This is a genomic window from Nocardioides massiliensis (assembly GCF_030811215.1).
GTDB lineage: Bacteria > Actinomycetota > Actinomycetes > Propionibacteriales > Nocardioidaceae > Nocardioides_A > Nocardioides_A massiliensis.
This window is the reverse complement of sequence record NZ_JAUSQM010000001.1, coordinates 3,974,176-3,999,069: the sequence shown is the minus strand read 5'-3', so window position 1 is coordinate 3,999,069 and position 24,894 is coordinate 3,974,176. Positions and strand designations below refer to the sequence as shown.

The 24,894-nt window shown below is 73.0% G+C and carries 23 protein-coding genes; 17 read left to right on the top strand and 6 right to left on the bottom strand.

All coding sequences use genetic code 11. The features are described 5' to 3' along the window. Positions 1–50 precede the first annotated feature (50 nt). From J2S59_RS19700 to J2S59_RS19685, 4 genes are all read left to right on the top strand, one after another. Positions 51–239, top strand: a complete 189-nt coding sequence (locus tag J2S59_RS19700; RefSeq protein ID WP_068116758.1) for a DUF5302 domain-containing protein — start codon at positions 51–53, stop codon at positions 237–239. Between the two features lie 131 nt (positions 240–370). Further along, complete coding sequence (locus tag J2S59_RS19695; RefSeq protein ID WP_068122417.1) at positions 371–913, top strand: MaoC family dehydratase; 543 nt, start codon at positions 371–373, stop codon at positions 911–913. 28 nt (positions 914–941) lie between these two features. Next, positions 942–1,592, top strand: a complete 651-nt coding sequence (locus J2S59_RS19690) for a DUF6758 family protein (RefSeq protein WP_306825427.1) — start codon at positions 942–944, stop codon at positions 1,590–1,592. Between the two features lie 19 nt (positions 1,593–1,611). Further along, the gene (locus J2S59_RS19685; protein WP_068121840.1) at positions 1,612–2,484 is read left to right on the top strand and encodes a PHP domain-containing protein; all 873 of its coding nucleotides are present in this window, start codon (positions 1,612–1,614) and stop codon (positions 2,482–2,484) included. A 112-nt stretch (positions 2,485–2,596) separates the two neighbouring features. Here J2S59_RS19685 and J2S59_RS19680 read toward each other — a convergent pair whose 3' ends face one another. Next, positions 2,597–3,367, bottom strand: coding sequence for an SDR family NAD(P)-dependent oxidoreductase (locus J2S59_RS19680; protein WP_306825426.1), 771 nt, complete (start codon positions 3,365–3,367; stop codon positions 2,597–2,599). A 66-nt stretch (positions 3,368–3,433) separates the two neighbouring features. Between J2S59_RS19680 and J2S59_RS19675 the strand changes: the two genes are divergently transcribed. Further along, positions 3,434–4,207 carry a ParA family protein gene (locus J2S59_RS19675; RefSeq protein WP_068121299.1) on the top strand — a complete coding sequence of 258 codons (774 nt, stop codon included), beginning with the start codon at positions 3,434–3,436 and terminating at the stop codon, positions 4,205–4,207. Next, a complete protein-coding gene (locus tag J2S59_RS19670) occupies positions 4,207–4,908 on the top strand; it encodes a L,D-transpeptidase (RefSeq protein WP_068121302.1) in 702 nt (233 codons plus the stop codon). Before J2S59_RS19675 ends, J2S59_RS19670 begins: the two co-directional genes overlap by 1 nt. Before the next feature lie 142 nt (positions 4,909–5,050). Here the strand turns inward: J2S59_RS19670 and J2S59_RS19665 are convergent, their stop codons facing one another. Continuing rightward, positions 5,051–6,562 (bottom strand): DEAD/DEAH box helicase, encoded by a 1,512-nt coding sequence (locus J2S59_RS19665; RefSeq protein ID WP_370871525.1) that lies wholly within the window; start codon positions 6,560–6,562, stop codon positions 5,051–5,053. A 251-nt stretch (positions 6,563–6,813) separates the two neighbouring features. Here J2S59_RS19665 and J2S59_RS19660 point away from each other — a divergent pair, with 251 nt between their 5' ends. Then, positions 6,814–7,548, top strand: coding sequence for a ferritin-like fold-containing protein (locus tag J2S59_RS19660; protein ID WP_068117204.1), 735 nt, complete (start codon positions 6,814–6,816; stop codon positions 7,546–7,548). A 33-nt stretch (positions 7,549–7,581) separates the two neighbouring features. Here J2S59_RS19660 and J2S59_RS19655 read toward each other — a convergent pair whose 3' ends face one another. Together J2S59_RS19655 and J2S59_RS19650 are read right to left on the bottom strand one after the other, a co-directional pair. After that, entirely contained in the window at positions 7,582–7,803 is a 222-nt protein-coding gene (locus J2S59_RS19655) for a DUF3107 domain-containing protein (RefSeq protein WP_068117201.1), read from the bottom strand. Positions 7,804–7,813: 10 nt separating this feature from the next. After that, positions 7,814–8,479 (bottom strand): TetR/AcrR family transcriptional regulator, encoded by a 666-nt coding sequence (locus J2S59_RS19650; RefSeq protein WP_246360104.1) that lies wholly within the window; start codon positions 8,477–8,479, stop codon positions 7,814–7,816. A 165-nt stretch (positions 8,480–8,644) separates the two neighbouring features. On the opposite strand from J2S59_RS19650, the gene moeZ reads away from it, so the two are divergent. The 10 genes from moeZ to J2S59_RS19600 all read left to right on the top strand — a co-directional run bounded on the left by moeZ (position 8,645) and on the right by J2S59_RS19600 (position 23,933). Continuing rightward, positions 8,645–9,880, top strand: coding sequence for an adenylyltransferase/sulfurtransferase MoeZ (gene moeZ / locus J2S59_RS19645; RefSeq protein ID WP_068117199.1), 1,236 nt, complete (start codon positions 8,645–8,647; stop codon positions 9,878–9,880). A 142-nt stretch (positions 9,881–10,022) separates the two neighbouring features. Next, the gene (locus tag J2S59_RS19640; protein ID WP_306825425.1) at positions 10,023–10,913 is read left to right on the top strand and encodes a S1 family serine peptidase; all 891 of its coding nucleotides are present in this window, start codon (positions 10,023–10,025) and stop codon (positions 10,911–10,913) included. Positions 10,914–10,950: 37 nt separating this feature from the next. Beyond that, on the top strand, positions 10,951–11,286 hold the full coding sequence (locus J2S59_RS19635) for an MGMT family protein (protein WP_068125201.1): 336 nt from the start codon (positions 10,951–10,953) through the stop codon (positions 11,284–11,286). Between the two features lie 10 nt (positions 11,287–11,296). Next, the gene (locus tag J2S59_RS19630) at positions 11,297–11,968 is read left to right on the top strand and encodes a lysophospholipid acyltransferase family protein (RefSeq protein WP_246360673.1); all 672 of its coding nucleotides are present in this window, start codon (positions 11,297–11,299) and stop codon (positions 11,966–11,968) included. A gap of 186 nt (positions 11,969–12,154) precedes the next feature. Continuing rightward, a complete protein-coding gene (locus J2S59_RS19625) occupies positions 12,155–15,400 on the top strand; it encodes an ATP-dependent helicase (RefSeq protein ID WP_306825424.1) in 3,246 nt (1,081 codons plus the stop codon). After that, positions 15,397–18,660, top strand: a complete 3,264-nt coding sequence (locus J2S59_RS19620; RefSeq protein ID WP_246360299.1) for an ATP-dependent helicase — start codon at positions 15,397–15,399, stop codon at positions 18,658–18,660. The genes J2S59_RS19625 and J2S59_RS19620 overlap by 4 nt, the downstream gene beginning before the upstream one ends. Further along, entirely contained in the window at positions 18,657–20,633 is a 1,977-nt protein-coding gene (locus J2S59_RS19615; RefSeq protein ID WP_246360300.1) for a M3 family metallopeptidase, read from the top strand. The genes J2S59_RS19620 and J2S59_RS19615 overlap by 4 nt, the downstream gene beginning before the upstream one ends. Positions 20,634–20,635: 2 nt before the next feature. Beyond that, on the top strand, positions 20,636–21,541 hold the full coding sequence (nudC, locus tag J2S59_RS19610) for an NAD(+) diphosphatase (protein WP_306825423.1): 906 nt from the start codon (positions 20,636–20,638) through the stop codon (positions 21,539–21,541). Between the two features lie 147 nt (positions 21,542–21,688). Then, entirely contained in the window at positions 21,689–21,925 is a 237-nt protein-coding gene (locus tag J2S59_RS19605) for a heavy-metal-associated domain-containing protein (RefSeq protein ID WP_068121695.1), read from the top strand. Between the two features lie 25 nt (positions 21,926–21,950). After that, a complete protein-coding gene (locus J2S59_RS19600; protein ID WP_220138481.1) occupies positions 21,951–23,933 on the top strand; it encodes a heavy metal translocating P-type ATPase in 1,983 nt (660 codons plus the stop codon). Here the strand turns inward: J2S59_RS19600 and J2S59_RS19595 are convergent. Then, a complete protein-coding gene (locus J2S59_RS19595; RefSeq protein WP_181642077.1) occupies positions 23,908–24,621 on the bottom strand; it encodes a Crp/Fnr family transcriptional regulator in 714 nt (237 codons plus the stop codon). The two genes, J2S59_RS19600 and J2S59_RS19595, sit on opposite strands and share 26 nt — an antisense overlap. Beyond that, positions 24,618–24,848 (bottom strand): mycoredoxin, encoded by a 231-nt coding sequence (locus J2S59_RS19590; RefSeq protein WP_068121699.1) that lies wholly within the window; start codon positions 24,846–24,848, stop codon positions 24,618–24,620. The genes J2S59_RS19595 and J2S59_RS19590 overlap by 4 nt, the downstream gene beginning before the upstream one ends. Positions 24,849–24,894 lie beyond the last annotated feature (46 nt).

Sequence of the window (24,894 nt, the reverse complement as noted above, 5' to 3'; positions counted from 1 at the left end):
ATGGTGGGGGTCCGAGGCAGCGTCGAGAGGCACGACGAGAGGAGCACCCGATGACGGGACCGGACGAGGGCGCACCGCAGGACGTGAAGGCGAAGATGCGCGAGGCGCTGGCGCGCAAGCAGGGCAACGACCGGGGCGTGCCGCACCCGGCCGGCGCCACCGACAAGACGCACGGACCCGAGGTGGTCGGCGGCGCCCCGAAGATGCACCGACGCAAGGCCGGTGGTGGCGGGTCCTGAGCCCGACGGTCGACTCACGCGGATCTCAATCGCCGGTGTCCCCCTGAGCGGGGGCGCCGGCGGTTGGCATGATGGCGCCGTACCCGCCGGTAATGGACGCGCCGGCGCTCACCAGGACAGGAGTGGCGCACATGCAGTTCGGTCGTAGCTACGAGGAGTTCGAGGTCGGAGCGACCTACAAGCACTGGCCCGGCAAGACCGTCACCGAGTACGACGACCACCTGTTCTGCCTGCTCACGATGAACCACCACCCGCTGCACCTCGACGCCAACTACGCCGAGGAGACCACGCAGTTCGGCAAGAACGTCGTGGTCGGCAACTACGTCTACTCGATCCTGCTGGGCATGAGCGTCCCGGACATCTCGGGCAAGGCGATCGCCAACCTGGAGATCGAGTCGCTGCGCCACGTCGCGCCGACCTTCCACGGTGACACGCTCTACGGCGAGACCCGGGTGCTCGACAAGTGGGAGAGCACCTCGAAGGACGACCGGGGCGTCGTGCACGTCGAGACCATCGGCTACAACCAGGACGGCAAGGTCGTGTGCATCTTCCGCCGCAAGGTGATGGTGCCGAAGGAGAACTACCTCGAGGCCCGCGGCGGCGAGCAGCCCGGCCGCCCCGTCCCGCAGCCCGACAAGAACTGGCCCGGTCCCGACGCCGCAGCTCAGGCGTGACGCCGGCGCCCACGGCTACCCTCCTGCTGTGACGCTCACGGCCGGTTGCCCCCGCTGCCCCGCCCCCGCCCCGGAGGGCGGCACGCTCGTGGCGGGGGAGTGGAGCTGCCCCGACCACGGGGTGATGCCGCCGCTGTGGCGCCCGGTGGAGTCGTCGTACGACGCCTTCGTCGAGCACCTCGACCGCAGCCCGGACTTCCCGACCTACCTGCCGTGGCCGCTCGGTCCGGGGTGGACCGTCACCGACTTCGGGTGCGTGGTCGACCCGGGTCCGGCGGGGGTGCGCGCGACGGTGACGACCTGTGTCGGCACGACCGACCTGGACGGTGTCGTCGAGGTGATGGTGGTCGCCGAGGAACCCGGCACCGGTCTGGGTCGCCGCGTCGCCGGCACCCACCACGACGACCCGGGTGAGGAGGTCGGCGCCGGGCCGCCGGCCGTGCGCGTGCGCATCGACACCTTCAGCGTCGCGCTCTGGGCGGTCTCGACCAGTGCCAACGACGTCGAGTTCGACCGCTCGGTCTTCGCCGGTGAGGCCGGCGGGCGGTGGCTGTGGCTGGTGCTGCGGCCGGCGTCGGCGGCGCTGCTGCTGCGCGACGACTGGATCCTCGCCGACGTCGGGCGCCTGGGCCCGCAGCTGGTCGAGATGACCTTCGGCGGGAGCCCGCCCGCATGGTGAGGTGCGGGGTGAGGCGCGCGTGAGGATCGACCTCCACACCCACAGCTCCCGCTCCGACGGCACCAGCCCGCCCGCGCAGCTGATCGCGCAGGCGGCAGCCGCGGGCCTCGACGTCGTCGCGCTCACCGACCACGACACCGCCGAGGGCTGGGACGAGGCCGCGGCGGCAGCGGTCGAGCACGGCGTACGCCTCGTGCCCGGCATGGAGGTCAGCTGCCGTTTGGGCAACCGCGGCGTCCACCTGCTCGGCTACCTCCCCGACCCCACCCACCCCGGGCTCGCCACGGAGCTGACGCGCATCCTCGACGGGCGCGACGGCCGGATGCCCCAGATCGTCGCCAAGCTGCAAGGTCTCGGCATCGAGATCGTCGAGGACGACGTCCATGCGGTGTCCGGCGACGCCGCCGCGAGCGGGCGACCCCACGTCGCCGACGCGCTGGTGCGCGCCGGGGTGGTCGACGACCGCGACCAGGCCTTCGCCCGCTACCTCGGTCCCTCCGGCCCGGCCTACGTGCGCCGCTACGCCACCCCGCTGGAGGACATGATCACGCTCATCCGCGAGGCCGGCGGTGTGAGCGTCCTGGCCCACCCCTGGGGCCGCGGCGGACGGCGCCACCTCGACCCGGAGACGATCGCGCGCCTCGCTGCCCACGGCCTGACCGGCATCGAGGTCGACCACCAGGACCACCGCCCTGAGGACCGCGAGACCCTGCGCGCCCTCGCGCACGAGCTCGACCTCGTCTTCACCGGCTCCAGCGACCATCACGGCACCGGGAAGATCGACCACGACCTCGGCTGCCACACCACCCATCCCGAGCAGTACGAGCGGCTGCTCGCCGCTGCCGCCGACGCCTCCCGCGCCTCCGGCCGCCGCACCCCCTCGGTGGCCTGAGAATCGGGGGCAGTTTCACCGCCCGACTAACGACACGCCCGCTCGTCGAACGAAGCTGACGCCCTCGACGCCCGGTTTCGTACGACGAGTGGTGCGGGTGTGACGCCTGGGGTCAGCGCCGACCGAGCTTCTGGAACCCGCTCAGGAGCCCGCGCGGGATGTAGCGCTGCGCCGTGACGATCACCTTGTAGGCCGCACCCGGCACCGACACCCGACGGCCGCGCTCGAGGTCGCGCAGCGCGTCGCGCACGAGCGCCTCGGGCTCGAGCCACAAGAACCCCGGCGCGGAGGAGCGCTCGACGCCCATGCGGCCGTGGAACTCGGTCTTGGTGAAGCCCGGGCACAGCGCCATCACCCGCACGCCGGACTCGCGGTAGGTCAGGTCGGCCCACTCGCTGAAGCTGGTCACCCACGCCTTCGCCGCGCCGTACGTCCCGCGCGGCAGGTAGCCCGCCACGCTGGACACGTTGACGACCGCGCCGTCGCCGCGCTGCACCATCGCGCCGAGAGCGGCGTGGGTCAGGCGCAGGACCGCGGTGACGAGGACGTCGAGCATCTCCTGCTCGGTCTCGAGGTCGTTGGCCAGCAGCGGCTGCTTGAGCCCGAAGCCGGCGTTGTTGACCAGCAGGTGCACCGGTCGCTCGGGGTCGCGCAGCCGGTCGGCGACCCGGTCGACGTCCGCACGCCGAGCGAGGTCGGCGACGACCACCTCGACCTCGACCCCGTGGGCGGCCCGCAGCTCGCCCGCCAGCTCCTCGAGCCGGTCCGCCGAGCGGGCGACGAGCACGAGGACGTCGTACGACGAAGCCAGCTGCCGGGCGAACTCGAGCCCGATCCCCGAGGTGGGGCCGGTGACGACGGCGGTGCGCGCGGGGGCGTTCATGGCGGCACTATCGCATGGTCGACATCACCGGCGCGGCGGGCGCCCGTGGGGCACAATGAGGCCCAAATGAACGCTCCCTCCCGCATCCTCGCCGTCGCCAACCAGAAGGGCGGCGTCGCCAAGACGACCACGGTCGCCTCGCTCGGCGCGGCGCTGGCCGAGGCCGGGCACCGCGTGCTGCTCGTCGACCTCGACCCGCAGGCGTGCCTGACGTTCTCCCTCGGCATCGACCCCGAGGACCTCGAGCTCTCGGTCCACCACGTCCTGACCCAGGGCAAGGCGGCGGCCGACGTCCTGATCAGCACCGACGACGGTGTCGACCTGCTGCCGGCGACGATCGAGCTGGCGCGCGCCGAGGCCGACCTGCTCACCCGCACCGGACGCGAGCACGTCGTCCGGATGATGCTCGAGGACGTGCCCGACTACGACTGGGTGCTGCTGGACTGCCCGCCGTCGCTCGGTGTCCTCACGGTCGCCGCGCTGACGGCCGCCGACTCTGTCCTGATCCCGCTGCAGTGCGAGACGCTGTCGCACCGCGGTGTCGGTCAGCTGCTCGACACCGTCCACGACGTACGCCGCTACACCAACCGCGCGTTGCGGGTCGAGGGCGTGCTGCCGACGTTGTACGACGGGCGCACCAACCACGCGCGCACGGTGCTGGAGACGATCTCGGAGACCTACGAGCTCGACGTGATCGAGCCGCCGATCCCCAAGTCGATCCGGTTCGCCGAGGCACCCGCCGCCGGCCGCTCGATCCTCGCGACGACGCGCAAGCACCGCGGCGCCGAGGCCTACCGGGCCGTCGCCGAGAACCTCGTCCGTCGGGCCGCCGCGCGCTGATGGCCAGAGCAGCTGGTCGGCACCGCGCGGAGCGGACGGCTCGCGCGACGCGGGTCCGTTGGGGCCGCTCGCTCGCCGTCCTCAGCGCAGCCGCGATCACCGTGGTGACGATCGGCGCCGGGGTCGGGCTCGGTCCGTCCGGGGGCGGGGAGGCGGCGTACGCCGAGGGGCCCGAGCGCAGCGCCGCCGTGATCGCCGAGGCCGTACGCCGGACGGTGCCGGAGCCGACGCCCGAGGAGGTGGCGGCCCGCAGCGAGGCCGAGCGGCAGGCGCTACGCGACGACACCACCCTGCCGGCCGCCAGCGGTCGTGGGCGGCGCGTGGTCTTCGACGCCGAGCGCCAGCGGGTCTGGCTCGTCGCCGGGGGAGCAGGCGCCGACTCGCGCGTGCTGCGGACCTACCTGGTGTCGGGCAGCACGCTCGACAACCTCCAGCCCGGCACCTACGAGGTCTGGTCGCGCTCGGAGCGCGCCACCGCCATCGACGACGCCGGCACCATGCGCTGGATGGTGCGCTTCGCCCGCGGCAAGCGGGCCGCGATCGGCTTCCACGACATCCCCATGCACCAGGGCCGCCGGGTCCAGACCCGCGCCGAGCTGGGCACCGCGCTCTCCAGCGGCTGCATCCGCCAGGCCACCCCCGATGCCAAGGCGCTGTGGCGCTTCGCCCGCCTCGGCACCCCGGTCGTCGTCACCAGCTGACGCTCGGTCGCTGATTCGCTACACGTGTAGCGAATTGTGCTCTGTGTAGGCGTTCCAGTCGGCGTGTCGCGCAAGAACGTCTACAAAGTACGCCGCCCCGGAGCGGTCGGCTCCGGGGCGGCGTGGGCAGATCAGCTGCAGGTCACTCGCTGGCGGCAGCGCTCTCCTGCGGGGCGGACTCCCCGCCACCGGAGCGACGCCGACGCCGACGCCGGGGGGCACCGGAGCCCTCGGCCCCGTTCGACGACGCAGCGCTCGAAGCAGCGGCGTCGCCGCCGTGCGCCTCGCCCTGCGACGCGGTGGACGCGCCTTCGCCCTCGACCGGCTGGCCGCTGCGGGTGCGCGAGCGGCTCCGGTTGCGGCTGCGCCGCGGCTGGTCGCCGGAGCCACCGGCGCCGCCGGATCCACCAGAGTGTCCCCCGTCGCGTCCACCCTCGCGCCGGGCCTTCGGCTCCGGCGGGGTCTCGGGCACGACCCGGCCCTTGGTGCCGGCGGGGATGCCCTGGTCGGTGAAGAGGTGCTCGGAGGTGGAGTAGGTCTCGACCGGCTCGTCGAACGGCAGGTCGAGCGCCTTGTTGATCATCTTCCACCGGGCGAGGTCCGCCCAGTCGACGAAGGTGATCGCGGTGCCCGTGGCGCCGGCGCGACCGGTGCGACCGATGCGGTGCACGTAGGTCTTCTCGTCCTCGGGGCAGGTGTAGTTGACGACGTGCGAGACGCCGCTGACGTCGATGCCGCGGGCGGCCACGTCGGTGGCGACGAGCACCTTCAGCTTGTCCTCGCGGAACTTCGCCAGCGCCCGCTCCCGCGCGGTCTGCTGCATGTCACCGTGCAGCGGGCTGCTCGGGAAGCCACGCTCGGCGAGGTCGTCGGCGACGCGCTGCGCCTGGCGCTTCGTGCGGCAGAAGACGATGAACTTGTCCGCGCCCTCCGACTGCAGCAGCCGGCCGATGATCTCGGTCTTGTCGAGGTCGTGGGCCTGGTAGATGAACTGCGCGGTCGCCGGCACCGTCTGGTTGTCGGTGCTCGACTCGGCGCGGATGTTCATCGGGTGGCGCATGTGGGTGCGCGCGAGCGCCACGATGGCTGACGGCATGGTCGCCGAGAACAGCATCGTCTGACGCGAGCTGGGGGTCTTGGCCAGCAGCCGCTCCACGTCGGGCAGGAAGCCCAGGTCGAGCATCTCGTCGGCCTCGTCGAGCACGACGGCCTGCACGTGGCTCAGGTCGAGCGCGCCGCGGTTGGCCAGGTCGAGCAGCCGGCCCGGGGTGCCGACGACGACGTCGACGCCGGCCTCCAGCGCGTCCAGCTGCGGCTCGTAGCCGACGCCGCCATAGACCGTCAGGACGCGGCTGCCGAAGTCCTTCGACGCCACGGACATGTCGTTGGAGACCTGCAGCGCCAGCTCACGCGTCGGCGCCACGATGAGCGCCTGCGGCTTGCCGGGGGTGGGGTGGTCGGCGTACGCCGGGCTCGTCGGCGGCACGGTGCGCTGCAGCAGCGGGATGCCGAAGGCCAACGTCTTGCCGGTGCCCGTGCGGGCTTGGCCGATGAGGTCGGTGCCCTGCAGGGCCACCGACAGCGTCATCTCCTGGATCGGGAAGGGGGTCACGATGCCGGCGCGCTCAAGGGCGTCGGCGATCTCGGGGTGCACCCCGAGCTCTCGGAAGGTGGTCAGGATCTTGCCTGTTCTCTGTGGGTTACTCCGGACGTACGGCGGCCCTGGTCCGGGTCACCGCGATGCGTACGGGACGACGTCGACACCTCACCGCCAGCGAACCTGCAGGCGCCTCGCGTACGCCGTGAGCGGCACCGCGAGCCTCGGCGCACAGCGGCGGGAGACATCGTCCTGAGGGTGAGTCTATCGCCCGCAGGCGCGAAACCCGCACGGATAGGGTGACGGCCATGGAGCCAGCAGCGTCAGCAGCCGCGTCGGGAGCCGCGTCGGGAGCATCCGCAGCGATGCCGGAGGCCTTCGCCGACCCGCAGTATCTCGCCGCGGTGGTCGACCTGCTCGGCGCGATCGGCTACGGCCAGCTGTCGGCATTCGAGCGGTTGGCCGAGGACGCCGCGATGGCGCCGTCGATCGCCGACAAGGTCGCCGTCGCCACGCTCGCCGCGCGCGAGGTCAACAACGTGACGCGGCTGCGCGAGCGGCTGGGCGAGCTGGGCGCCGACCCCGACGAGGCGATGGCGCCCTTCAAGGCTCCGCTCGAGGCGTTCCACGCCCACACCAAGCCGCGCGACTGGTGGGAGGGCCTGGTCAAGGCGTTCGTGGGCGACGCGCTGGCGACCGACTTCTACCGTGAGATCGCGGCGTTCCTCGACGTCGACACCCGCGAGCTGATCATCGACACGCTGCGTGACACGGGCCACGCCGAGTTCGTCGTCGACCGCGTCACGACCGCGATCGCGGCCGACCCGCGTCTCGGCGGGCGGCTGGCGCTGTGGGGCCGGCGGCTGATGGGGGAGGCGCTCACCCAGGCCCAGCGGGTCGCTGCTGAGCGGGACGCGCTGGTGGCGCTGCTGTCCGGCGGCGTCGACCGGCCGGGCATGGACCTGGCCGCGGTCGGGCGGATGTTCGCCCGGCTCACCGAGCGGCACGCCCAGCGCATGGCGGACCTCGGCCTCGACAGCTGACGCCGGGTCAGGAGCGCGAGCGGCTCGAGCGCGTCAGAGGTGGAACCCCACCGCGCCGGTGACCTCGCGGCCGATCTCGACGTACGCGATCTTCGACGCCGGCACCAGGACGCGGCGGCCCTTGGTGTCGGTCAGCGGGAGGACCGAGTCGGACTGCACTGCCGCGGTGACCGTCTTCTCGAACTCCTCCTGCGAGGTGTCGATGTCGAGTACCAGCTCCCGGGGGGCGTTCTGCACGCCGATCTTGACCTCCATGCCCCTCAGCCTAGGAGACGTCCCCAGCGCCGGCCTCGCCGGACCGCGGATAACCGCCGATCCCGCGCCACGCGAGCGACGCGACGAGGTCGGCGGCCTCCTGCCGGGTGATGTCGGTGCCCTCGGCGAGCCAGAACCGCGCACTGACCTGCGCCATCCCGACCAGCGACACCGCGAGGAGCTGGGACTGCTCGTCGCTGAGGCCGGTGTCCTCGTGGATGACCGAGGCGATCGCCTGCGCGCACTCGTTGGTGACCCGGTCGACCTGGGCGCGCACGGCGGCCTCGTTGGTGAGGTCGGACTCGAAGACGAGCCGGAAGCCGCCCTTGTCGTCGGCGACGTAGTCGTAGAAGACGTCGATTGCGGCCTGCACCCGCTGCTTGTTGTCCTGCGTCGAGGTCAGCGCCGCGCGGGTGGCGTCGATGATCGTGTCGCACGACTGGGCCAGCAGGGCGAGGTAGAGGTCGAGCTTGCCCGGGAAGTGCTGGTAGAGCACCGGCTTGGAGACACCCGCACGCTCGGCGATGTCGTCCATCGCGGCGGCGTGGAAGCCCTGGGCGACGAAGACCTCGAGCGCCGACTCGAGCAGCTGCGCCCGGCGCTCGCCGCGGGGCAGGCGACCGCCCCGGGGGCGCTCCACACGTACGTCGTTCTCGCTGGTCGGCTCGCTGGTCACGGCGGCAGACTACTCCCGGGTAGCGGTCGGGGCGGCACCTGTCCCGGCGTGCGGGGACCGACGAGGAACAATGCGTACGCCGGGGTGGTTCACCCTGCACGACGCCTCGCCCCACGGCGACGTCGCTCGCCTGTTGATCGTGTCGCCCGAGTCCGAGGAGAACCCGTGTCCTTCGCCCCGTTGGTCGAGCCCGCCGCTGAGCTCAGCGTCGACGAGGTACGCCGCTACAGCCGGCACCTGATCATCCCCGACGTCGGGATGGCGGGGCAGAAGCGGCTGAAGAACTCCAAGGTGCTGGTGATCGGCGCCGGCGGTCTCGGCAGCCCTGCGCTGCTCTACCTGGCCGCGGCCGGGGTCGGCACGATCGGCATCGTCGAGTTCGACGAGGTCGACGAGTCCAACCTGCAGCGCCAGGTGATCCACACCCAGTCCGACATCGGTCGCCCGAAGGCGGAGTCGGCCCGCGACAAGATCAACGGCATCAACCCGCTGATCGACGTCGTGCTCCACCAGGAGCGGCTCGACAACGACAACGTCTTCGACGTCTTCCGCGGCTACGACCTCATCGTCGACGGCACGGACAACTTCGCCACCCGCTACATGGTCAACGACGCGGCGTACTTCCTCCAGATCCCCTACGTCTGGGGCTCGATCTACCGTTTCGACGGTCAGGCGTCGGTCTTCTGGCCGCACGCGACCACCGAGGACGGCGCCAGCGCCGACGCGCCGTGCTACCGCTGCCTCTACCCCGAGCCGCCGCCGCCGGGGATGGTCCCCTCCTGCGCCGAGGGCGGCGTACTGGGTGTGCTGCCGGCGTCCATCGGCGCCATCCAGGGCACCGAGGCGATCAAGCTGCTGACCGGCATCGGCGACCCGCTGGTCGGCAAGCTGATGATCTACGACGCGCTGGAGATGGAGTACCGCAAGCTCAAGGTCCGCAAGGACCCCAACTGCGCGCTGTGCGGGGAGAACCCCACCGTCACCGGCCTCATCGACTACGACGTCTTCTGCGGGGCCGTCTCGACCGAGGCCGCCGACGCCGCGGCCGGGTCGACCATCTCGGTCAAGCAGCTCGAGGAGATGCTCGGCGAGCGGGAGAAGGGCGAGCGCGACTTCGTGCTCATCGACGTGCGCGAGCCCAACGAGGCCGAGATCAACCACATCCCGGGCGCCGTCCTGGTGCCGAAGGGCGAGTTCCTCAACGGCAACGCCCTGGGGACCCTCGGTGAGCTCGGCGCCGGGAGCGGCGACAAGCCGGTCGTGCTGCACTGCAAGACCGGTGTGCGCTCGGCCGAGGTGCTGGCGATCCTCAAGGGCGCGGGCTACTCCGACGCCGTGCACGTCGGCGGTGGCGTGGCGGCCTGGGTCAGCCAGATCGACCCGGCCCAGCCGGCGTACTGACCGCTGGACTGATTGACTGCTGGGCTGACCGAACGGGTGAGGCGCGGGTAGTCCGGACGGGCTACTCGCGCGTAACCCCACCGGGTCGCCTTCGTTGGCAGGAGTGACAGCGCTCACATGCCGACTCGGAAGGCCACCCTCCATGATCGTCCGACCCTCCCGCCGCAGTCGTCGCGGCGTCCGCACCACGCTCGCCGCCCTCGCGGCGACCGCTCTCGCCGGGGCTGCGGTTCTCGCCTCCGCCGGCTCCGCGACGGCCGCCCCGCAGTGGGCGCCCGCCGGCGACGCCACGATCCACCCCGGCGTGCAGATGTACACCGGCGGCGGCCAGTGCACGGGCAACTTCGTCTTCAGCGACGCCGCCGACAACGTCTACGTCGGGTACGCCGCCCACTGCGCGGGCACCGGTGCCGCGACCGACACCGACGGGTGCCAGGCGGGTTCGCTGCCGCTCGGCACGCGGGTCGAGTTCGTCAAGGGCGGCAACCTGCTGTTCCCGGGCACGGTCCTCGGCGAGGGCACGCTGGCGTACTCCTCCTGGCTGGCCATGGACGAGGCCGGCACCACCGACGCCAACACGTGCGCCTACAACGACTTCGCGCTGGTGAAGGTCGACGCCGACGACCTCGGCAAGGTGAACCCGTCGATCCCGTTCTTCGGCGGACCCACCGGCATCAACACCACCGGCACGCGGCCCACCGACCGCGTCTACTCCTACGGCAACTCCAGCCTGCGCGCCGGCATCACGCTGCTGTCGCCGAAGATCGGCCTGAGCCTCGGCACCAGCGGCGGCGGTTGGACCCACTCGGTCTACACGCTCACCCCGGGCGTCCCTGGTGACTCCGGCAGCGCGTTCGTCGACGGCCAGGGCCGCGCCCTCGGCACCCTGTCGACCCTCGCGCTCGCACCGCTCCCGGCCAGCAACGGCGTGGGCGACCTGTCGCGCGAGCTCGCGTTCGCCAAGCAGCACTCCGGCATCGCCGGGCTGAGCCTGGTCGACGGCACCGAGCCGTTCAAGCCGCTCCTGCCCTGATCTCGGTCACGGCCCCGGGCGTCTCTAGCCTGGGGCCGTGACCGCACCAGGCCCCGATCCGGAGGCGTACGTCGAGCAGGTGCTCGCGCTGGTCGAGCAGGTCCCGCCCGGGCACGCCACGTCGTACGGCGCCCTGGCCTCGGCCGTGGGCTGGGGCGGCCCGCGGCGGGTCGGTGCGGTGCTGGCGCAGTGGGGCGGCAGTGTCGCGTGGTGGCGGGTCGTGCGGGCGGACGGGTCGCTGCCGCCGAGCCACGGCCTGGAGGCCCGGGCGCGCTACCGCGAGGAGGGCACGCCGCTGCTGGCGTCGGGCAAGGTCGACCTGCGCCGGTGCGGCTGGTGGCCCGAGGCGCCCGAGGACGCCGGCGCTCGGTAGGTTGCGGCGCGTGAGCGTGCTCTACGAGACCCTGCACCGGGTCGTCCCGCCCGCGGCCCGCGCGGTGTGGCGACCGCGCGTCCGCGGCCTCGAGCACGTGCCCGCCACCGGGGGCGTGATCCTCGCCAGCAACCACCTCAGCTTCGCCGACAGCGTCGTCATCCCGATCGTCGTCCCGCGGCGGGTGTCGTTCCTCGCGAAGTCGGAGTACTTCACCGGCGCCGGGGTGAAGGGCCGCGTGTCGAAGGCGTGGTTCGAGGCGCTGGGCATGCTGCCGATCGACCGCGACGACCCGCGCGCGGCGCTCACCAGCCTCGAGATCGCGCGCGGCGTTCTCGACTCCGGGGGAGCGTTCGGCATCTACCCCGAGGGCACCCGCTCGCGCGACGGCCGGCTCTACCGGGGCCGCACCGGGGTCGCCGAGCTCGCCCTCGGCGCCGGCGTCCCCGTCGTGCCCGTCGGCCTGCGCGGCACCGAGGAGCTCCAACCCGTCGGCGCCCGGCTGCCGCGCGTCGTCCCCATCGAGATCGCCTTCGGCGAGCCCCTCGACTTCCGCGGCGCCTTCGACGGCGTCGCCCGCGGCCGCGCCCGCCGCGAGGCCACCGACGCGATCATGGCCGCCATCGCCGCCCTCTCCGGCCAGGAGCTCGCCGGGGTCTACAACGAGCGCCCCGTGGGGTGAGGGGGCGCCAATTCGCCACAGATGTGGCGACTTCGGCGCTCCCGACACGTTCCAGCCGGCGTGTCGCGCAAGAACGCGTCGGCAGTGTGACGCCTGGGGCTTGCGTGGCGGGGGCGTCCGGCTCGTCCGCGCCGCCGACGGACCTGCTGCCGAGCCGGTGTCGGAGGCGTCTGCTTGCATGAACCCATGTCCCGCCACCGCCTCGTCGTCCCGCCGGTCACGCCGGGCGTCGCACCCGTGCTCGACGCCGACCAGCAGGCGGTCGTGGCGCACCCGGGCGGTCCGCTGCTGGTGCTGGCGGGGCCCGGCACGGGCAAGACCACGACGCTGGTCGAGGCGGTCGTCGACCGCATCCAGACCCGGGGCGCCGACCCGGCGTCGGTGCTGGTGCTCACGTTCAGCCGCAAGGCCGCCCAGGAGCTGCGCGACCGCATCACCGCGCGACTGGGCCGCACCCTCAGCACCCCGCTCGCGGCGACCTTCCACTCCTTCGCCTACAGCCTCGTGCGCCAGGCCACCCCGCCGGAGCTGTACGCCGCCCCGCCGCGGCTGCTGACCGCACCCGAGCAGGACGTCGTCGTGCGCGAGCTGCTCGCCGGCACGGCCGAGGCAGTGCGCTGGCCCGAGGAGCTCAAGGAGGCGCGCGGCACGCGGGGGTTCGCCCGTGAGGTCGCGGCCGTCCTCGCGCGCGCCCAGGAGAAGGGGCTCGGCGTCGAGGGGCTGCGGGCGCTCGGGGAGGCCGAGGGACGCCCGGAGCTGGTCGCTGCGGCGCACTTCCTGGCGCAGTACGACGAGATCCTCGAGGCCCAGAACCTCCTCGACTACCCCGGCATCATCGCCCAGGCGGTCGCCCTCGCCGAGGATCCGGTCACCGGGCTGCGCGAGGAGCTGCGTGCCCGCTACCGCTACGTCTTCGTCGACGAATACCAAGACACCGACCCCGCCCAAGTCGGCCTGCTCCGAGCGCTCGCCGGCGACGGCCGCGACCTGGTGGCCGTCGGCGACCCCGACCAGTCGATCTACGCGTTCCGCGGCGCCGACGTCCGCGGCATCCTCGAGTTCCCCGACAGCTTCCGCACGATCACCGGTGCGCCCGCCCCGGTGGTCGCGCTGCGCCACACCCGCCGATTCGGCCCGCGGCTGGCCGTTGCGTCGCGCCGGATCGCCGCCGGCATCGGCACCCGGGGTGCCATCGACCCCGGCACCTTCGACGCGTTCCGCAACCCCGTCGCCCAGCCCGGGGCGTACGGCGAGGGCCGGGTCACCGTCGCCACGTTCGACACCGTCCGAGCCGAGACCGAGCACATCGCCGACCTGCTGCGCCGCGCCCACCTCGAGGACGGCATCCCGTGGGGGGAGATGGCCGTGCTGGCGCGCTCGGGACGCGCGACCCTGCCGGGCCTGCGGCGCGCCCTGGCCGCTGCGTCGGTGCCGGTCGAGATTGCCGCCGACGACACCCCGCTCGTCCACGACCCCGCGGTGCTGCCGCTGCTCGACGCGCTGCGGGTGGTGGTCCACGGCCACCTCGACGACGCCGAGCACCGTGACTACGTCGACGCCGAGCGTGCCCGTGGCGTGCTGCTGTCGCCGCTCGTCGGTCTCGACGCCACCGACCTGCGCGTGCTCGCCCGCGCCCTGCGCGCCCGTGACCTCGTGCAAGCGGCCGACGACGGGCGTGCGCCGCACTCCTCCGACCAGCTCGTGCGCGTCGCCGTCGTCGACCCCGCCTTCCTCGACGGGCTCGAGGGCCCGGTCATCGAACGGGTCCGCAGCTTCGGCGTCCTGGTCGAGCGGGCCCGGGCGCTGCTCGCCACCGGCACGGCCGAGCAGGTGCTCTGGGAGCTGTGGGACGGCACCCGCTGGCCGGCGCGGCTGCGCGCGGGCGTCGACGCCGGCGGTGCAGCGGCCCGCAACGCCCACCGCGACCTCGACGCGCTCTGCGCCTTCTTCGAGACGGCCGCGCGCGGCGAGGAGCAGGGTGGCCACACCAGTGCCGAGACGTTCCTCGCGACCCTCGCCGCCCAGGAGTTCCCCGCCGACACCCTCGCCGAGCGTGGCGTGCGCGGCGACGCCGTACGGCTGCTCACGGCCCACCGCAGCAAGGGCCTCGAGTGGCGCCTGGTCGTGCTCGCCCACGTCCAGGAGGAGGGCTGGCCCGACCTGCGTCGGCGCGCCACCCTGCTCGGCGCCGACCGGCTCTCGCGCGACGGTCTGCTCCCGCCGGTCGGGGTCCGCACCCTGCTCGCAGAAGAGCGCCGGCTCTTCTACGTCGGCTGCACCCGCGCCCGCCAGCGCCTCGTCGTCACCGCCGTGAAGTCGCCCGACGACGACGGCGAGCAGCCCAGCCGCTTCCTGACCGAGCTCGGCGTCGAGATCGAGCACGTCGTCGGCCGCCCCCGGCGCCCGCTGTCCCTCGACGGTATCGTCGCCGAGCTGCGCCGCCGGGTCGCCGACCCGGAGACCTCGCCGGGTCTGCGCGCCGCGGCCGCCGACCGGCTGGCCCAGCTCACCACCACCGAGGTCGGTGGCCGCCCGCTCGCCCCTGCAGCCCACCCCGGCCGGTGGTGGGGCACCCGTGCGCGCACCCGCGCCGACGTCCCGGTGCGCCCGGCCGAGCAGCCGGTCGCGCTCAGCGCCAGCGCCCTCGACGCGCTGCTCACCTGTCCGGCGCGCTGGTTCCTCGAGCGAGAGGCCGGGGGAGCGAGCCTGAGCTCGCAGGCCCAGGGCTTCGGCAACCTGGTGCACGCGCTGGCCGACCAGGTCGCGCGCAACGAGATCACCACCGCCGACGGCTCGCCCCTGCGCTCCGCCGACGACCTGATGCCCCACGTCGACGCGGTCTGGAGCCGGATCCCGTTCCGCACCCCGTGGTCGGGTGCGCGCGAGCGGGAGGAGGTGCGCGCGGCGCTGCAGCGGTTCCTCGACTGGCACCACCGGATGGGCGGCGAGCGCACGCTGCTCGCCACCGAGCGGAGCCTCAGCGCAACGGTCGACCTGCCCGGTGGCGGCACGGTCACGTTGCGCGGCTTCGCCGACCGCATCGAGCTCGACGCCGAGGGTCGCGTCGTGGTCGTCGACCTCAAGACCTCGAAGAACCCGCCCACCCAGGCCGAGGTCGACGAGCATCCCCAGCTCGGGCTCTACCAGCTCGCCGTCGAGCACGGCGCCGTCGACGACCTCCACCCCGACGCCCGGGTCGGCGTCGCCGAGCTCGTGCAGCTGCGCAAGGAGACCCGGGGACAGGTCAAGGTCCAGGGCCTGCCACCCCAGCAGCCCGACGACGACGGCACCCGCGCCGTCGAGCGCCAGCTGGTCCAGGCCGTCGAGCGGGTGCGCTCCGAGGAGTTCCCCGCCCGCCCGAGCAAGGCGTGCGACCACTGCGCCTTCATCCGGATGTGCCCCGCCACCGGCGCCGGGACGGTGCTGTCGTGACCGTGCTGGCCCACCGCGCCATCGAGTCCCCGGAGGACCTCCGGCTGGCGACCGGTGCCGACTTCACGTTCTCCGACCAGCAGTTCGCCGCGATCACCGCGCCGCTCAGCCCGGCTGTGATCGTCGCCGGTGCCGGTTCGGGCAAGACCGCGGTGATGGCCGCCCGGGTCGCCTACCTCGTCCTCACCGGCCAGGTCCGCCCCGACGAGATCCTCGGGCTCACCTTCACGACCAAGGCCACCGCGGAGCTCGACCACCGCATCCGCGCCACCCTGCGCGCCGCCGACCCCACGCCGCCGGAGCCGGGGGAGGAGCCGCTCGAGCCGACGGTGTCGACCTACAACGCCTACGCCGCCTCGCTGCTGGTCGACCACGGCCTGCGCATCGGCCACGAGCCCGACAGCCGGGTGCTCGCCGACGCCTCGCGCTACCAGCTCGCCGCCCGCGCGATCGCGCGCTACCCCCACCCGGTGCGGTTGCTGAGCGACCACCCCGAGACGGTCATCACCAACCTGCTCGCCCTCGACGGCGCCATGAGCGAGCACCAGGTCTCCCTCGACGCGCTGCGCGACTTCGACGCCGCCCATGTCGACCGGCTGCTCGCCGCGCTGGAGACCGAGCGCGCCCAGGACGACCTCAAGAAGGCACTCAACGCCACCCAGCGCCGCCAGGAGCTCCTGGGTCTGGTCGCCTCCTACCGCCGCCTCAAGGCCGACCTGGGCCTCATCGACTTCTCCGACCAGGTCGAGCGGGCCGCGCGGCTCGCGGCCGAGCATCCGGACGTCGGAGCGGAGCAGCGCGGCCGGTTCCGCGTGGTGCTGCTCGACGAATACCAGGACACCTCCGTGGCCCAGGCGCGGATGCTGAGCCGGCTCTTCTCCGGACCGACGCCGGAGGCCGGGCGCGGCCACGCGGTCACCGCGGTCGGCGACCCCAACCAGGCGATCTACGGCTGGCGAGGCGCCTCGGTGTCCAACATCCTGCACTTCGGAGAGGACTTCCCGACCGTCGACGGCCGCACCGACGCCCCGGCGCTGGCCCTCACCGTCAACCGTCGCTCGGAGGCCCGCATCCTCGAGGTGGCCAACAGGCTGGCGGCGCCGCTCTACGCGAAGTACCCCCAGGTCCGCCCGCTCGAGCCGAAGCCCGAGGCCGGCCCGGGTGTGGTCCGCGCATGTGTCCACGAGACCTACGACGCCGAGCTCGCCTGGCTGCCCGGCGAGGTCCACGCCGCCTACGCCGCCCTTCCCGACACTCCCGACAAGCCGCGCCGGTGGAGCAGCATCGGCGTCCTCACGCGCGACAACGCCACCGCGGCCGACGTCTTCGACCACCTCTCGCGCGCCGACATCCCGGTCGAGATCGTCGGTCTGCAGGGCCTGCTGCGCCTGCCCGAGGTCGCCGAGGTGGTCGCGACCCTCGAGCTGCTCCACGACGTCACCGCCAACGCCGCCGTGCTCGCGCTGCTCAGCGGCGCCCGCTGGGCGATCGGCCCCCGCGACCTCGCGCTGCTGGGCAAGCGCGCGCAGGAGCTCAGCCTGCGCCGGCGCGCCGACGCCTCCGAGCGTGACCTCGCCGCCGCGCTCGACGAGGCCGTGGCGGGCGCCGACCCGACCGAGGTGCTGGCGCTGTGCGACGCGCTCGACGACCCGGGCGAGCTCTCCTACTCCGCCGAGGCCCGCGAACGCTTCGGGCTGCTGGCCGGTGAGCTGCGCTACCTGCGCGCCCACGCCGGGGAGCCGTTGCTCGACCTGGTGCGCCGCATCGTCGACGTCACCGGCATCGACGTCGAGCTCGCGTCCTCCACCAGCCCGTCGGCAGCCGCCCGCCGCGACAACCTCGACCTGTTCCTGCGCGCGGTCGCGGACTTCCAGGCCGTCGACGGTGACGTGACCCTCCCCGCCCTGCTGGCCTACCTGCAGGCCGAGGACGACATGGGCACCGGCCTCGACATCGCCACACCCACCGACGCCGACTCGGTCAAGCTGCTGACGGTCCACCGCGCCAAGGGTCTGGAGTGGCACACCGTCTTCTGCGTCGGCGTCGCCGAGGAGCGCTTCCCAACCAACCGCACCCGGCCGCTGTGGACCACCAGCCCGGCCGTCCTGCCCACCGAGCTGCGCGGCGACGCCCGCGACCTCCCGGCGCTCGGCGAGCTCACCCGCAAGGGGCTCGTCGCGCTGCGTGACGACACCCGCGCCCACGAGGCGGAGGAGGAGCTGCGCCTGGGGTACGTCGCCTTCACCCGTGCCGCCCACCAGCTCGTCGTGTCGTCCCACTGCTGGACCGAGGGCCGCAAGAAGCCGCTCGGCCCGTCGGCGTATCAGAAGGTCGTCAAGGAGGCGCTGGAGTCGTGGGGGGAGCCGGTGGAGGCCTGGCTCGACCGCCCCGAGAAGGACGAGGTCAACCCGCTCGACGGCATCGACCGCTCGGTGGCGTGGCCGCACCCCGACCACACCCCCGAGGTCGAGCGCCGGCTCGCTGCCGCCGAGCTGGTCCACGCCGCGATCACCCGGCGGGAGGCGGGCACGCCAGACCCCGAGCACGACCTCGATCTGACCGAGCAGGCCGTGGTGGCGCAGTGGGATGCCGACCTGACCCGGCTGGCCGACGAAGCCGCGCGCGACCGCGCGCCGATCGTCGAGGTCGAGCTGCCGCGCGCGCTGTCGGCCACGACCTTGTCCCGGCTGCGCGGCGACGGTGCGCAGCTCGCCGCCGACCTGGCGCGCCCGATGCCCCGCAAGCCGTCGGCCGCAGCACGCTTCGGCACCCGGTTCCACGCGTGGGTGGAGAGCCGGTTCGGCCAGCAGCAGCTGCTCGACCCCGAGGACCTCCCCGGGCGCGCCGACCTCGGCATCGGCGACGACGCCGAGCTGGCGGCGGTGATCGAGGCCTTCGAGCGCGGACCGTTCGCTCAGCGCGTCCCCGTCGCCGTCGAGCAGCCGTTCTCCCTCGTCCTCGCCGGACGCGTCGTGCGCGGCCGGATCGACGCGGTCTACGCCGAGGACCATCCCGACGGTCCGGGCTACCTCGTCGTCGACTGGAAGACCGGCCACGCCGAGACCTCCGACCCGCTGCAGCTCGCGCTCTATCGCCTCGCCTGGGCCGAGACCGCCGGCGTCGACCCTGCGCGGGTGCGTGCGGCGTTCTGCTTCGTCCGCACCAGCAAGGTCGTGGAGCCGTCGGCCGAGGAGCTCCCCGACCGCGCGACGCTCGAACACTGGCTCGGCGACCCGGGGTCGGTAGCCTCGCAACCGTGACCAGCGACGAGACGACCAGCACCTCCGCCGACCTGACCCCCCTGCAGCTCCCGGGCGACGCCGACGCCTCGGCATGGCAGCAGGTCCTCGACGATCGCTGCACCCAGCAGGTGGCGCGCGCCGAGGCGTTCGTCGACCGGCTGGTCGGCCACGACGCCGGCGACCCGGCCATCCTCGGCACCTGGAACGACGTCGGCGTCGCCCTCAGCAACGCCGCGGCCGCCGCGTCGCTGCTGTCGCAGGTCCACCCCGACGCCGGGTTGCGTGAGGCCGCCGAGCGGGCCGAGGTCGCGATCGATGCGTTCCGCACCGACCTGATGCTCGACGCCCGGGTCTTCGACCAGCTCGCCTCGCTCGACCCGAGCTTCTTCGACGCCGGTGGCCGGCGCGTCCTCGAGCACTCGCTGCGCGACTTCCGGCGCGCCGGCGTCGACCGCGACGCCGACACGCGTGCGCGGCTCAAGGAGATCGCCGAGCGCGAGACCGAGCTGGCCCAGACGTTCTCCCGCAACATCCGCGACGGACGGCGTACGACGATGGTGCCCGTCTCCGCGCTCGAGGGACTCCCACAGGACTGGCGCGACGCCCACCCGGCCGACGCCGACGGCATGGTCGCGATCACCTCGGAGTATCCCGACACGCTGCCGTTCCTGACGTTCTCCCGCGACGCCGCCGCCCGGCGCGAGGTCGCTACCAACTTCCGCAGCATCGCCTGGCCCGACAACGACACCGTCCTGGGCGAGCTGCTGCGGCTGCGCCACGAGCACGCCACGCTGCTGGGCTACTCCGGCTGGGCCGACTTCGACGCCGAGGTGAAGATGATCGGCTCGGGCGAGGCGATCGCGGAGTTCATCGAGCGCATCGCCGCCGACGCCGAGCCGGCCGGGCGTCGCGACCTCGCCGTGCTGCTCGAGCGCGCCCAGGCCGACGACCCGAGCATCACCGAGATCGACGTCTCCCAGCTGGCGTTCTACGAGGAGACCGTCCGCCGCGAGCAGTACGACGTCGACGCCCAGCAGGTCCGGACCTACTTCGACTTCGCCAAGGTCCGCCAAGGCCTGCTCGACGTCACCGGCCGGCTGTTCGGCCTGGTCTACACCCCGGTCACCGACGCCGGCACCTGGCACCCGGAGGTCACGACGTACGACGTGAGCCTCGCCGCCGCGGACGGTGACGACGACGCCGACCTCGTCCCGCTCGGGCGGATCCACCTCGACCTGCACCCGCGCGAGGGGAAGTACAACCACGCCGCGCAGTTCGACCTCGTCCCCGGCGTGCTCGGCCAGCAGCTGCCCGAGGGCGTCCTGGTCTGCAACTTCCCGCGCGGGCTCATGGAGCACTCCGACGTCGTCACGCTGTTCCACGAGTTCGGCCACCTCATGCACCACGTCCTGGCCGGTCGCCACCCGTGGGTGCGGTTCTCTGGCGTCGCGACCGAGTGGGACTTCGTCGAGGCGCCCAGCCAGATGCTGGAGGAGTGGGCCTGGGACGCCGACGTGCTCGCGACGTTCGCGACCAACGAGGCCGGTGAGCCGATCCCGGCCGGGCTGGTCGCCAAGATGCGCGCGGCCGACGAGTTCGGCAAGGGCTACCAGGCCCGCACCCAGATGTCGTACGCCGCCATCTCCTACCGCCTCCACGAGGAGCAGCCCGCCGACCTGCACACGCGGGTCCACGAGCTGTCGCACGAGTACGCCCTCGTCCGGCTCCTGCCCGAGCAGCACTTCCACACCGGCTTCGGACACCTCGTCGGCTACACGAGCGGCTACTACACCTACATGTGGTCGCTGGTGATCGCGAAGGACCTGTTCTCCGCGTTCGATCCCGCCGACCTCTTCGACACCGAGGTCGCCACGCGCTACCGCGACCGCGTGCTTGCCGCCGGCGGCAGCAAGGACGCCGCGGAGCTGGTCGAGGACTTCCTCGGCCGTCCCTACAACTCCGACGCCTTCCGGGCCTGGTTGGAGCGCTGAGCGTGACGTCCTCCCCGACGACCCAGGTCGCGCTGTCGCAACGCGCCCACGAGCGCATCGGCGGGCGGCGCACCGACGAGGCGTGGCTCGCCGAGGTCTGGGACGACGCGGCCACCCGGGTGCTCGTCCTGGGCGGCACGAAGCTCGCGCCGACGAGCGAGCGCCGGTGGGTCTCCCCGCAGGACGCCCCCGCCGGCACCCGGATCCTGCTCGGCGAGCAGGACGGGGTGGTCCACTTCGCGCTGCAGGCCGGCGACGAGGCGGCCCAGGACGACTGGGTCTTCCTGCGGGCGCTGCTGCAGGACCTCGAGCCGGCGGAGGCCGACCTGCTGGTGCATGCGGTCGCGCTGGCGGAGTGGATGCGCGTCCACCGGTTCTGCGGCCGCTGCGGCGCAGCCCTCGAGCCGAGCCACGCCGGCCACGAGCAGGTCTGCACCGGCTGCGGGCGCCACCACTTCCCGCGCACCGACCCGGCCGTGATCATGCTCGTCACCGACGGACCCGGTCACGAGGGGGCGGGTGGCGAGCGCGCGCTGCTCGGCCGGCAGCCGTCGTGGCCGCCGGGGCGCTACTCGACGCTGGCGGGGTTCCTCGAGCCGGGCGAGTCGCTGGAGGACGCCGTACGCCGCGAGGTGCTCGAGGAGGCCGGCATCCACGTCGGCGCCGTGCACTACTTCGGCAACCAGCCGTGGCCGTTCCCGGCGAGCCTGATGGTGGGGTTCGTCGCCGAGGCGACGTCGGTCGAGATCGACGTCGACGCCGACGAGATCGAGGACGCGCGCTGGTTCACCCGCGAGGAGATGCGCGCCGAGGCCGAGGCCGGCACGCTCGTCCTGCCGGGCGGCATCTCCATCTCGCGGTCACTCATCGAGCACTGGTACGGCGGGGAGCTGCCCGGCCGCTGGTGAGCCGGCTACAGGGCGTCGTCGCCGACGTCCAGCGGCGCATTCCCCCGCGGGCTTGATCTGCGTCAAGGAGACCGCCGCCCGTCCTGCGTAGCTTCAGGATCGTCCCCCGGAGAGTGGGGACGAGAAGCCACACAGGAAGGCCCGATCATGAACACCACCACCGCCCTCACCACCACCGTCCTGCGCGCCGAGGGGTTCTCCTGCCCCTCCTGCGTGGCGAAGATCGAGAAGCGGGTCGGGCGGCTGCCCGGCGTCGACTCGGTCACGGTGCACTTCGCCTCCGCGCGCATCGAGGTCCGCCACGACGCCGCGCTCAGCGACGTCGACGCACTGATCGACGCCGTCGCCAAGGCGGGCTACGTCGCCCGCCCGGCTGCGTTCTGACCCGCAGAAACGTCGAGGAGTCGTCATGAGCATGAGCATGAGCATGAGCACCATGGGCACCCGGGTCCGTCGCTGGATCGGACACCGCTGGGCTGTCCCCACCGTGTCCGGCACGGCGATCCTGGCCTCGTTCGCAGTGTCGCGACTGGCCGGCGCCACTGGCTGGGCCGACGCGCTGATGATCGCCGCAGCCGTCATCGCTGGTACGCCGGTGGTGGTCAAGGCCGCGCGAGCGCTGACCGTGCGGGTCGTCGGCATCGACCTGCTCGTCTCGGTCGCCGCGTCTGGCGCCGTCGTCATCGGCAACTACTGGGAGGCCGCCGCGGTGACCTTCCTGTTCGCCGTCGGTCACGCGCTGGAGAGCGCGACGCTCGCAAAGACGCGCTCGGCCCTCGCTGAGCTGATCGCCGTGGCTCCCGACGTCGCCGTGGTGCTCCGCGCGGGCGAGCAGGTCGAGGTGCCGGCCGCGACCGTCGAGGTGGGCGAAGTCGTGCTGGTCAAGAGCGGCACGAAGGTCCCGGTCGACGGGGAAGTCGTGGCCGGAAGCGGCGCGGTCGACGAGGCCTCGATCACGGGTGAGTCCATCCCCGCGGAGAAGGTCGAGGGCGACCGCGTCTTCGCCGGCACCGTCTCCACCGGGGGATTCCTCCAGGTGCGGACCACGGGCGCCGGCGCGGACACGACGTTGGCGCGGATCATCCACCGCGTGGAGGAGGCGCAGGACGCCAAGGCCCCGACCCAGGCGTTCATGGACCGGTTCTCGGCCTGGTACACCCCGGCGATCATCGTCCTGGCCGTCGTCGCCGGGCTGGTGACCCGCGACGTCGTGCTCGCGCTGACGCTGCTGGTGATCGCGTGCCCCGGCGCGCTGGTCATCTCGATCCCCGTCTCTATCGTGGCGGGCATCGGTCGCGGTGCGAAGGACGGCATGTTGATCAAGGGCGGGGAGTTCCTCGAGACGTCCGCGCGGATCGACGCGGTGGCGCTCGACAAGACCGGGACGCTCACCGAGGGACGCCCCCGACTGACCGACGTCGTCGCGCTACGACCGGGCTGGGGTCGCGCCGACGTGCTGGCACTCGCTGCCCGTGCCGAAGCCGGCTCGGAGCACCCGCTCGCGCGACCGATCCTGGAGGCGGCGGCTGCCGAGGGACTCGCGGTCCCCGGCCTGCCCGAGCACACGGAGCCGGTGGCCGGCAAGGGGATCGTCGCGACCCTCGATGGTCGTCGCGTCGCGGTGGGCAACCTGGCGCTGATCGCGGCGGAGCGCGCCGATCACGACCTCGGAGGACAGGTCGCCGAGACCGTGGCGGAGCTCGCCGAGGCCGGGCGTACGCCGATGGTGGTCGCCGTGGACGGCGACGTAGTGGGCGTCGTCGCAGTGGCCGACCGGGTCCGTCCCGAGGCCGCCGAGATGGTGCGGCGCCTGCGCCGGGTCGGCGTACGCGAGGTGGTCATGCTGACCGGCGACATCGAGCCGGTGGCTCGGGCGGTCGCCAGCCAGGTCGGCATCGACCAGGTGCGCGCGAGCCTGCTGCCCGAGGCGAAGCTCGAGGCGGTGGCCCAGCTGCAACGCGAGGGCCGCACGGTCGCGATGGTCGGCGACGGGGTCAACGACGCACCTGCCCTGGCGACCGCCGACATCGGCGTCGCGATGGGGGCAGCCGGCAGCGGGGTGGCGATCGAGACGGCCGACATCGCGCTGATGAAGGACGACCTGCTCAAGCTGCCCGCTGCGGTCGGTCTCGCCCGGCGCACGGTCGCGAACATGCGCCAGAACATCACGATCGCGCTGGTCACCGTCGCGGCTCTGGTCGCCGGCGTGCTCCTCGGCGGCGTCACGATGGCGATCGGGATGCTCGTCCACGAGCTGTCGGTGCTGCTGGTCATCGTCAACGCGATGCGCCTGCTGCGACCGGCCCAGCCGGCCGAAGACCGCAACCCGCCGCAGCGACCCGGTCAGGACGCCGACAACGCCTCGCTCAGGGCTGCTCCGACAGCCGCATGAGGGCGTCGGGGTCGGCGATCAGGAGCCGACCCCCGGCCAGCTCCCGCACCACCCCGGAGTCCCGCAACCGGCGCAGCTGCCGGCTCAGGGACTCCGGGGTGGTGTCGAGCAGGGAGGCGATGTCCTTCTTGGCGATCGGCAGCTGGACCTGGAGCCCCTGTTCGTCGTGGCGCCCGGGCAAGGAGAGCAGGTATCCCGCCAGCCGCGCGCTCACGTCGCCCGAGATCACGGCGGCCAACCGGGTCTCGGTCTCCAGCAGCCGGTCGCTGACCGTGCGCAACAGCTGCCAACCGATCGAGGGGTGCTCGGTGATCAACCGGTGCAGGTCGTCGTGGTGGAAGGTGCACATGCTGGCCGGCTCCACTGCAGTGACGAAGTGCTCCGACCTGCTGCCGGTGAGGAAGCCGGACTCGCCGAAGAAGTCCCCGGGACCGAGCAGCCGGACGATCTGCTCGTGGCCGTCTGCGGTGATCCGCGCGACCTTCACCATGCCGGTGTGCGCCACCAGCAGCTGCCGCAGCGGCGCGCCGGCGGCGACGACCTGCTCACCCTTGGTCAGCGTGACCGGGCGGGCCACGGCCGCGACAGCCACCTGGTCGGCGTGATCGAGGCCGCCGAAGATCGGCACCCGGGCGACGCAGAGGTCGGACCCGGGCTCCTCGACCAGCGGCAGCAGCGGGCGGCTCACGCCAACTCGGCCAGCTTCTCCTTGACCTGCTTGAGCGACGGGTTGGTCTGCGCCGACCCGTCGGCGTAGACCAGCGTCGGGACGGTCTGGTTGCCGTTGTTGACCTTCTCGACGATCTGCGCGGCCTCGGGGTGCTGCTCGATGTCGACGACCTCGTAGCTGATGCCCTCGCGGTCCATCTGGGACTTCAGCCGGTGGCAGTAGCCACACCACGGGGTCGAATACATCGTCACGGACGCAGCAGTCACAGCGGGTCTCCAGGGTCGGGTGCGG

Bases quoted from the DNA above. Each gene is read 5' to 3' on its own strand.
- J2S59_RS19680 (WP_306825426.1), bottom strand. From the start codon at position 3,367: ATGAACGCCCCCGCGCGCACCGCCGTCGTCACCGGCCCCACCTCGGGG.
- J2S59_RS19700 (WP_068116758.1), top strand. From the start codon at position 51: ATGACGGGACCGGACGAGGGCGCACCGCAGGACGTGAAGGCGAAGATG.
- J2S59_RS19695 (WP_068122417.1), top strand. From the start codon at position 371: ATGCAGTTCGGTCGTAGCTACGAGGAGTTCGAGGTCGGAGCGACCTAC.
- J2S59_RS19670 (WP_068121302.1), top strand. From the start codon at position 4,207: ATGGCCAGAGCAGCTGGTCGGCACCGCGCGGAGCGGACGGCTCGCGCG.
- J2S59_RS19640 (WP_306825425.1), top strand. From the start codon at position 10,023: ATGATCGTCCGACCCTCCCGCCGCAGTCGTCGCGGCGTCCGCACCACG.
- J2S59_RS19655 (WP_068117201.1), bottom strand. From the start codon at position 7,803: ATGGAGGTCAAGATCGGCGTGCAGAACGCCCCCCGGGAGCTGGTACTC.
- J2S59_RS19590 (WP_068121699.1), bottom strand. From the start codon at position 24,848: ATGTATTCGACCCCGTGGTGTGGCTACTGCCACCGGCTGAAGTCCCAG.
- J2S59_RS19675 (WP_068121299.1), top strand. From the start codon at position 3,434: ATGAACGCTCCCTCCCGCATCCTCGCCGTCGCCAACCAGAAGGGCGGC.
- J2S59_RS19605 (WP_068121695.1), top strand. From the start codon at position 21,689: ATGAACACCACCACCGCCCTCACCACCACCGTCCTGCGCGCCGAGGGG.
- J2S59_RS19600 (WP_220138481.1), top strand. From the start codon at position 21,951: ATGAGCATGAGCATGAGCATGAGCACCATGGGCACCCGGGTCCGTCGC.
- J2S59_RS19660 (WP_068117204.1), top strand. From the start codon at position 6,814: ATGGAGCCAGCAGCGTCAGCAGCCGCGTCGGGAGCCGCGTCGGGAGCA.
- J2S59_RS19625 (WP_306825424.1), top strand. From the start codon at position 12,155: ATGTCCCGCCACCGCCTCGTCGTCCCGCCGGTCACGCCGGGCGTCGCA.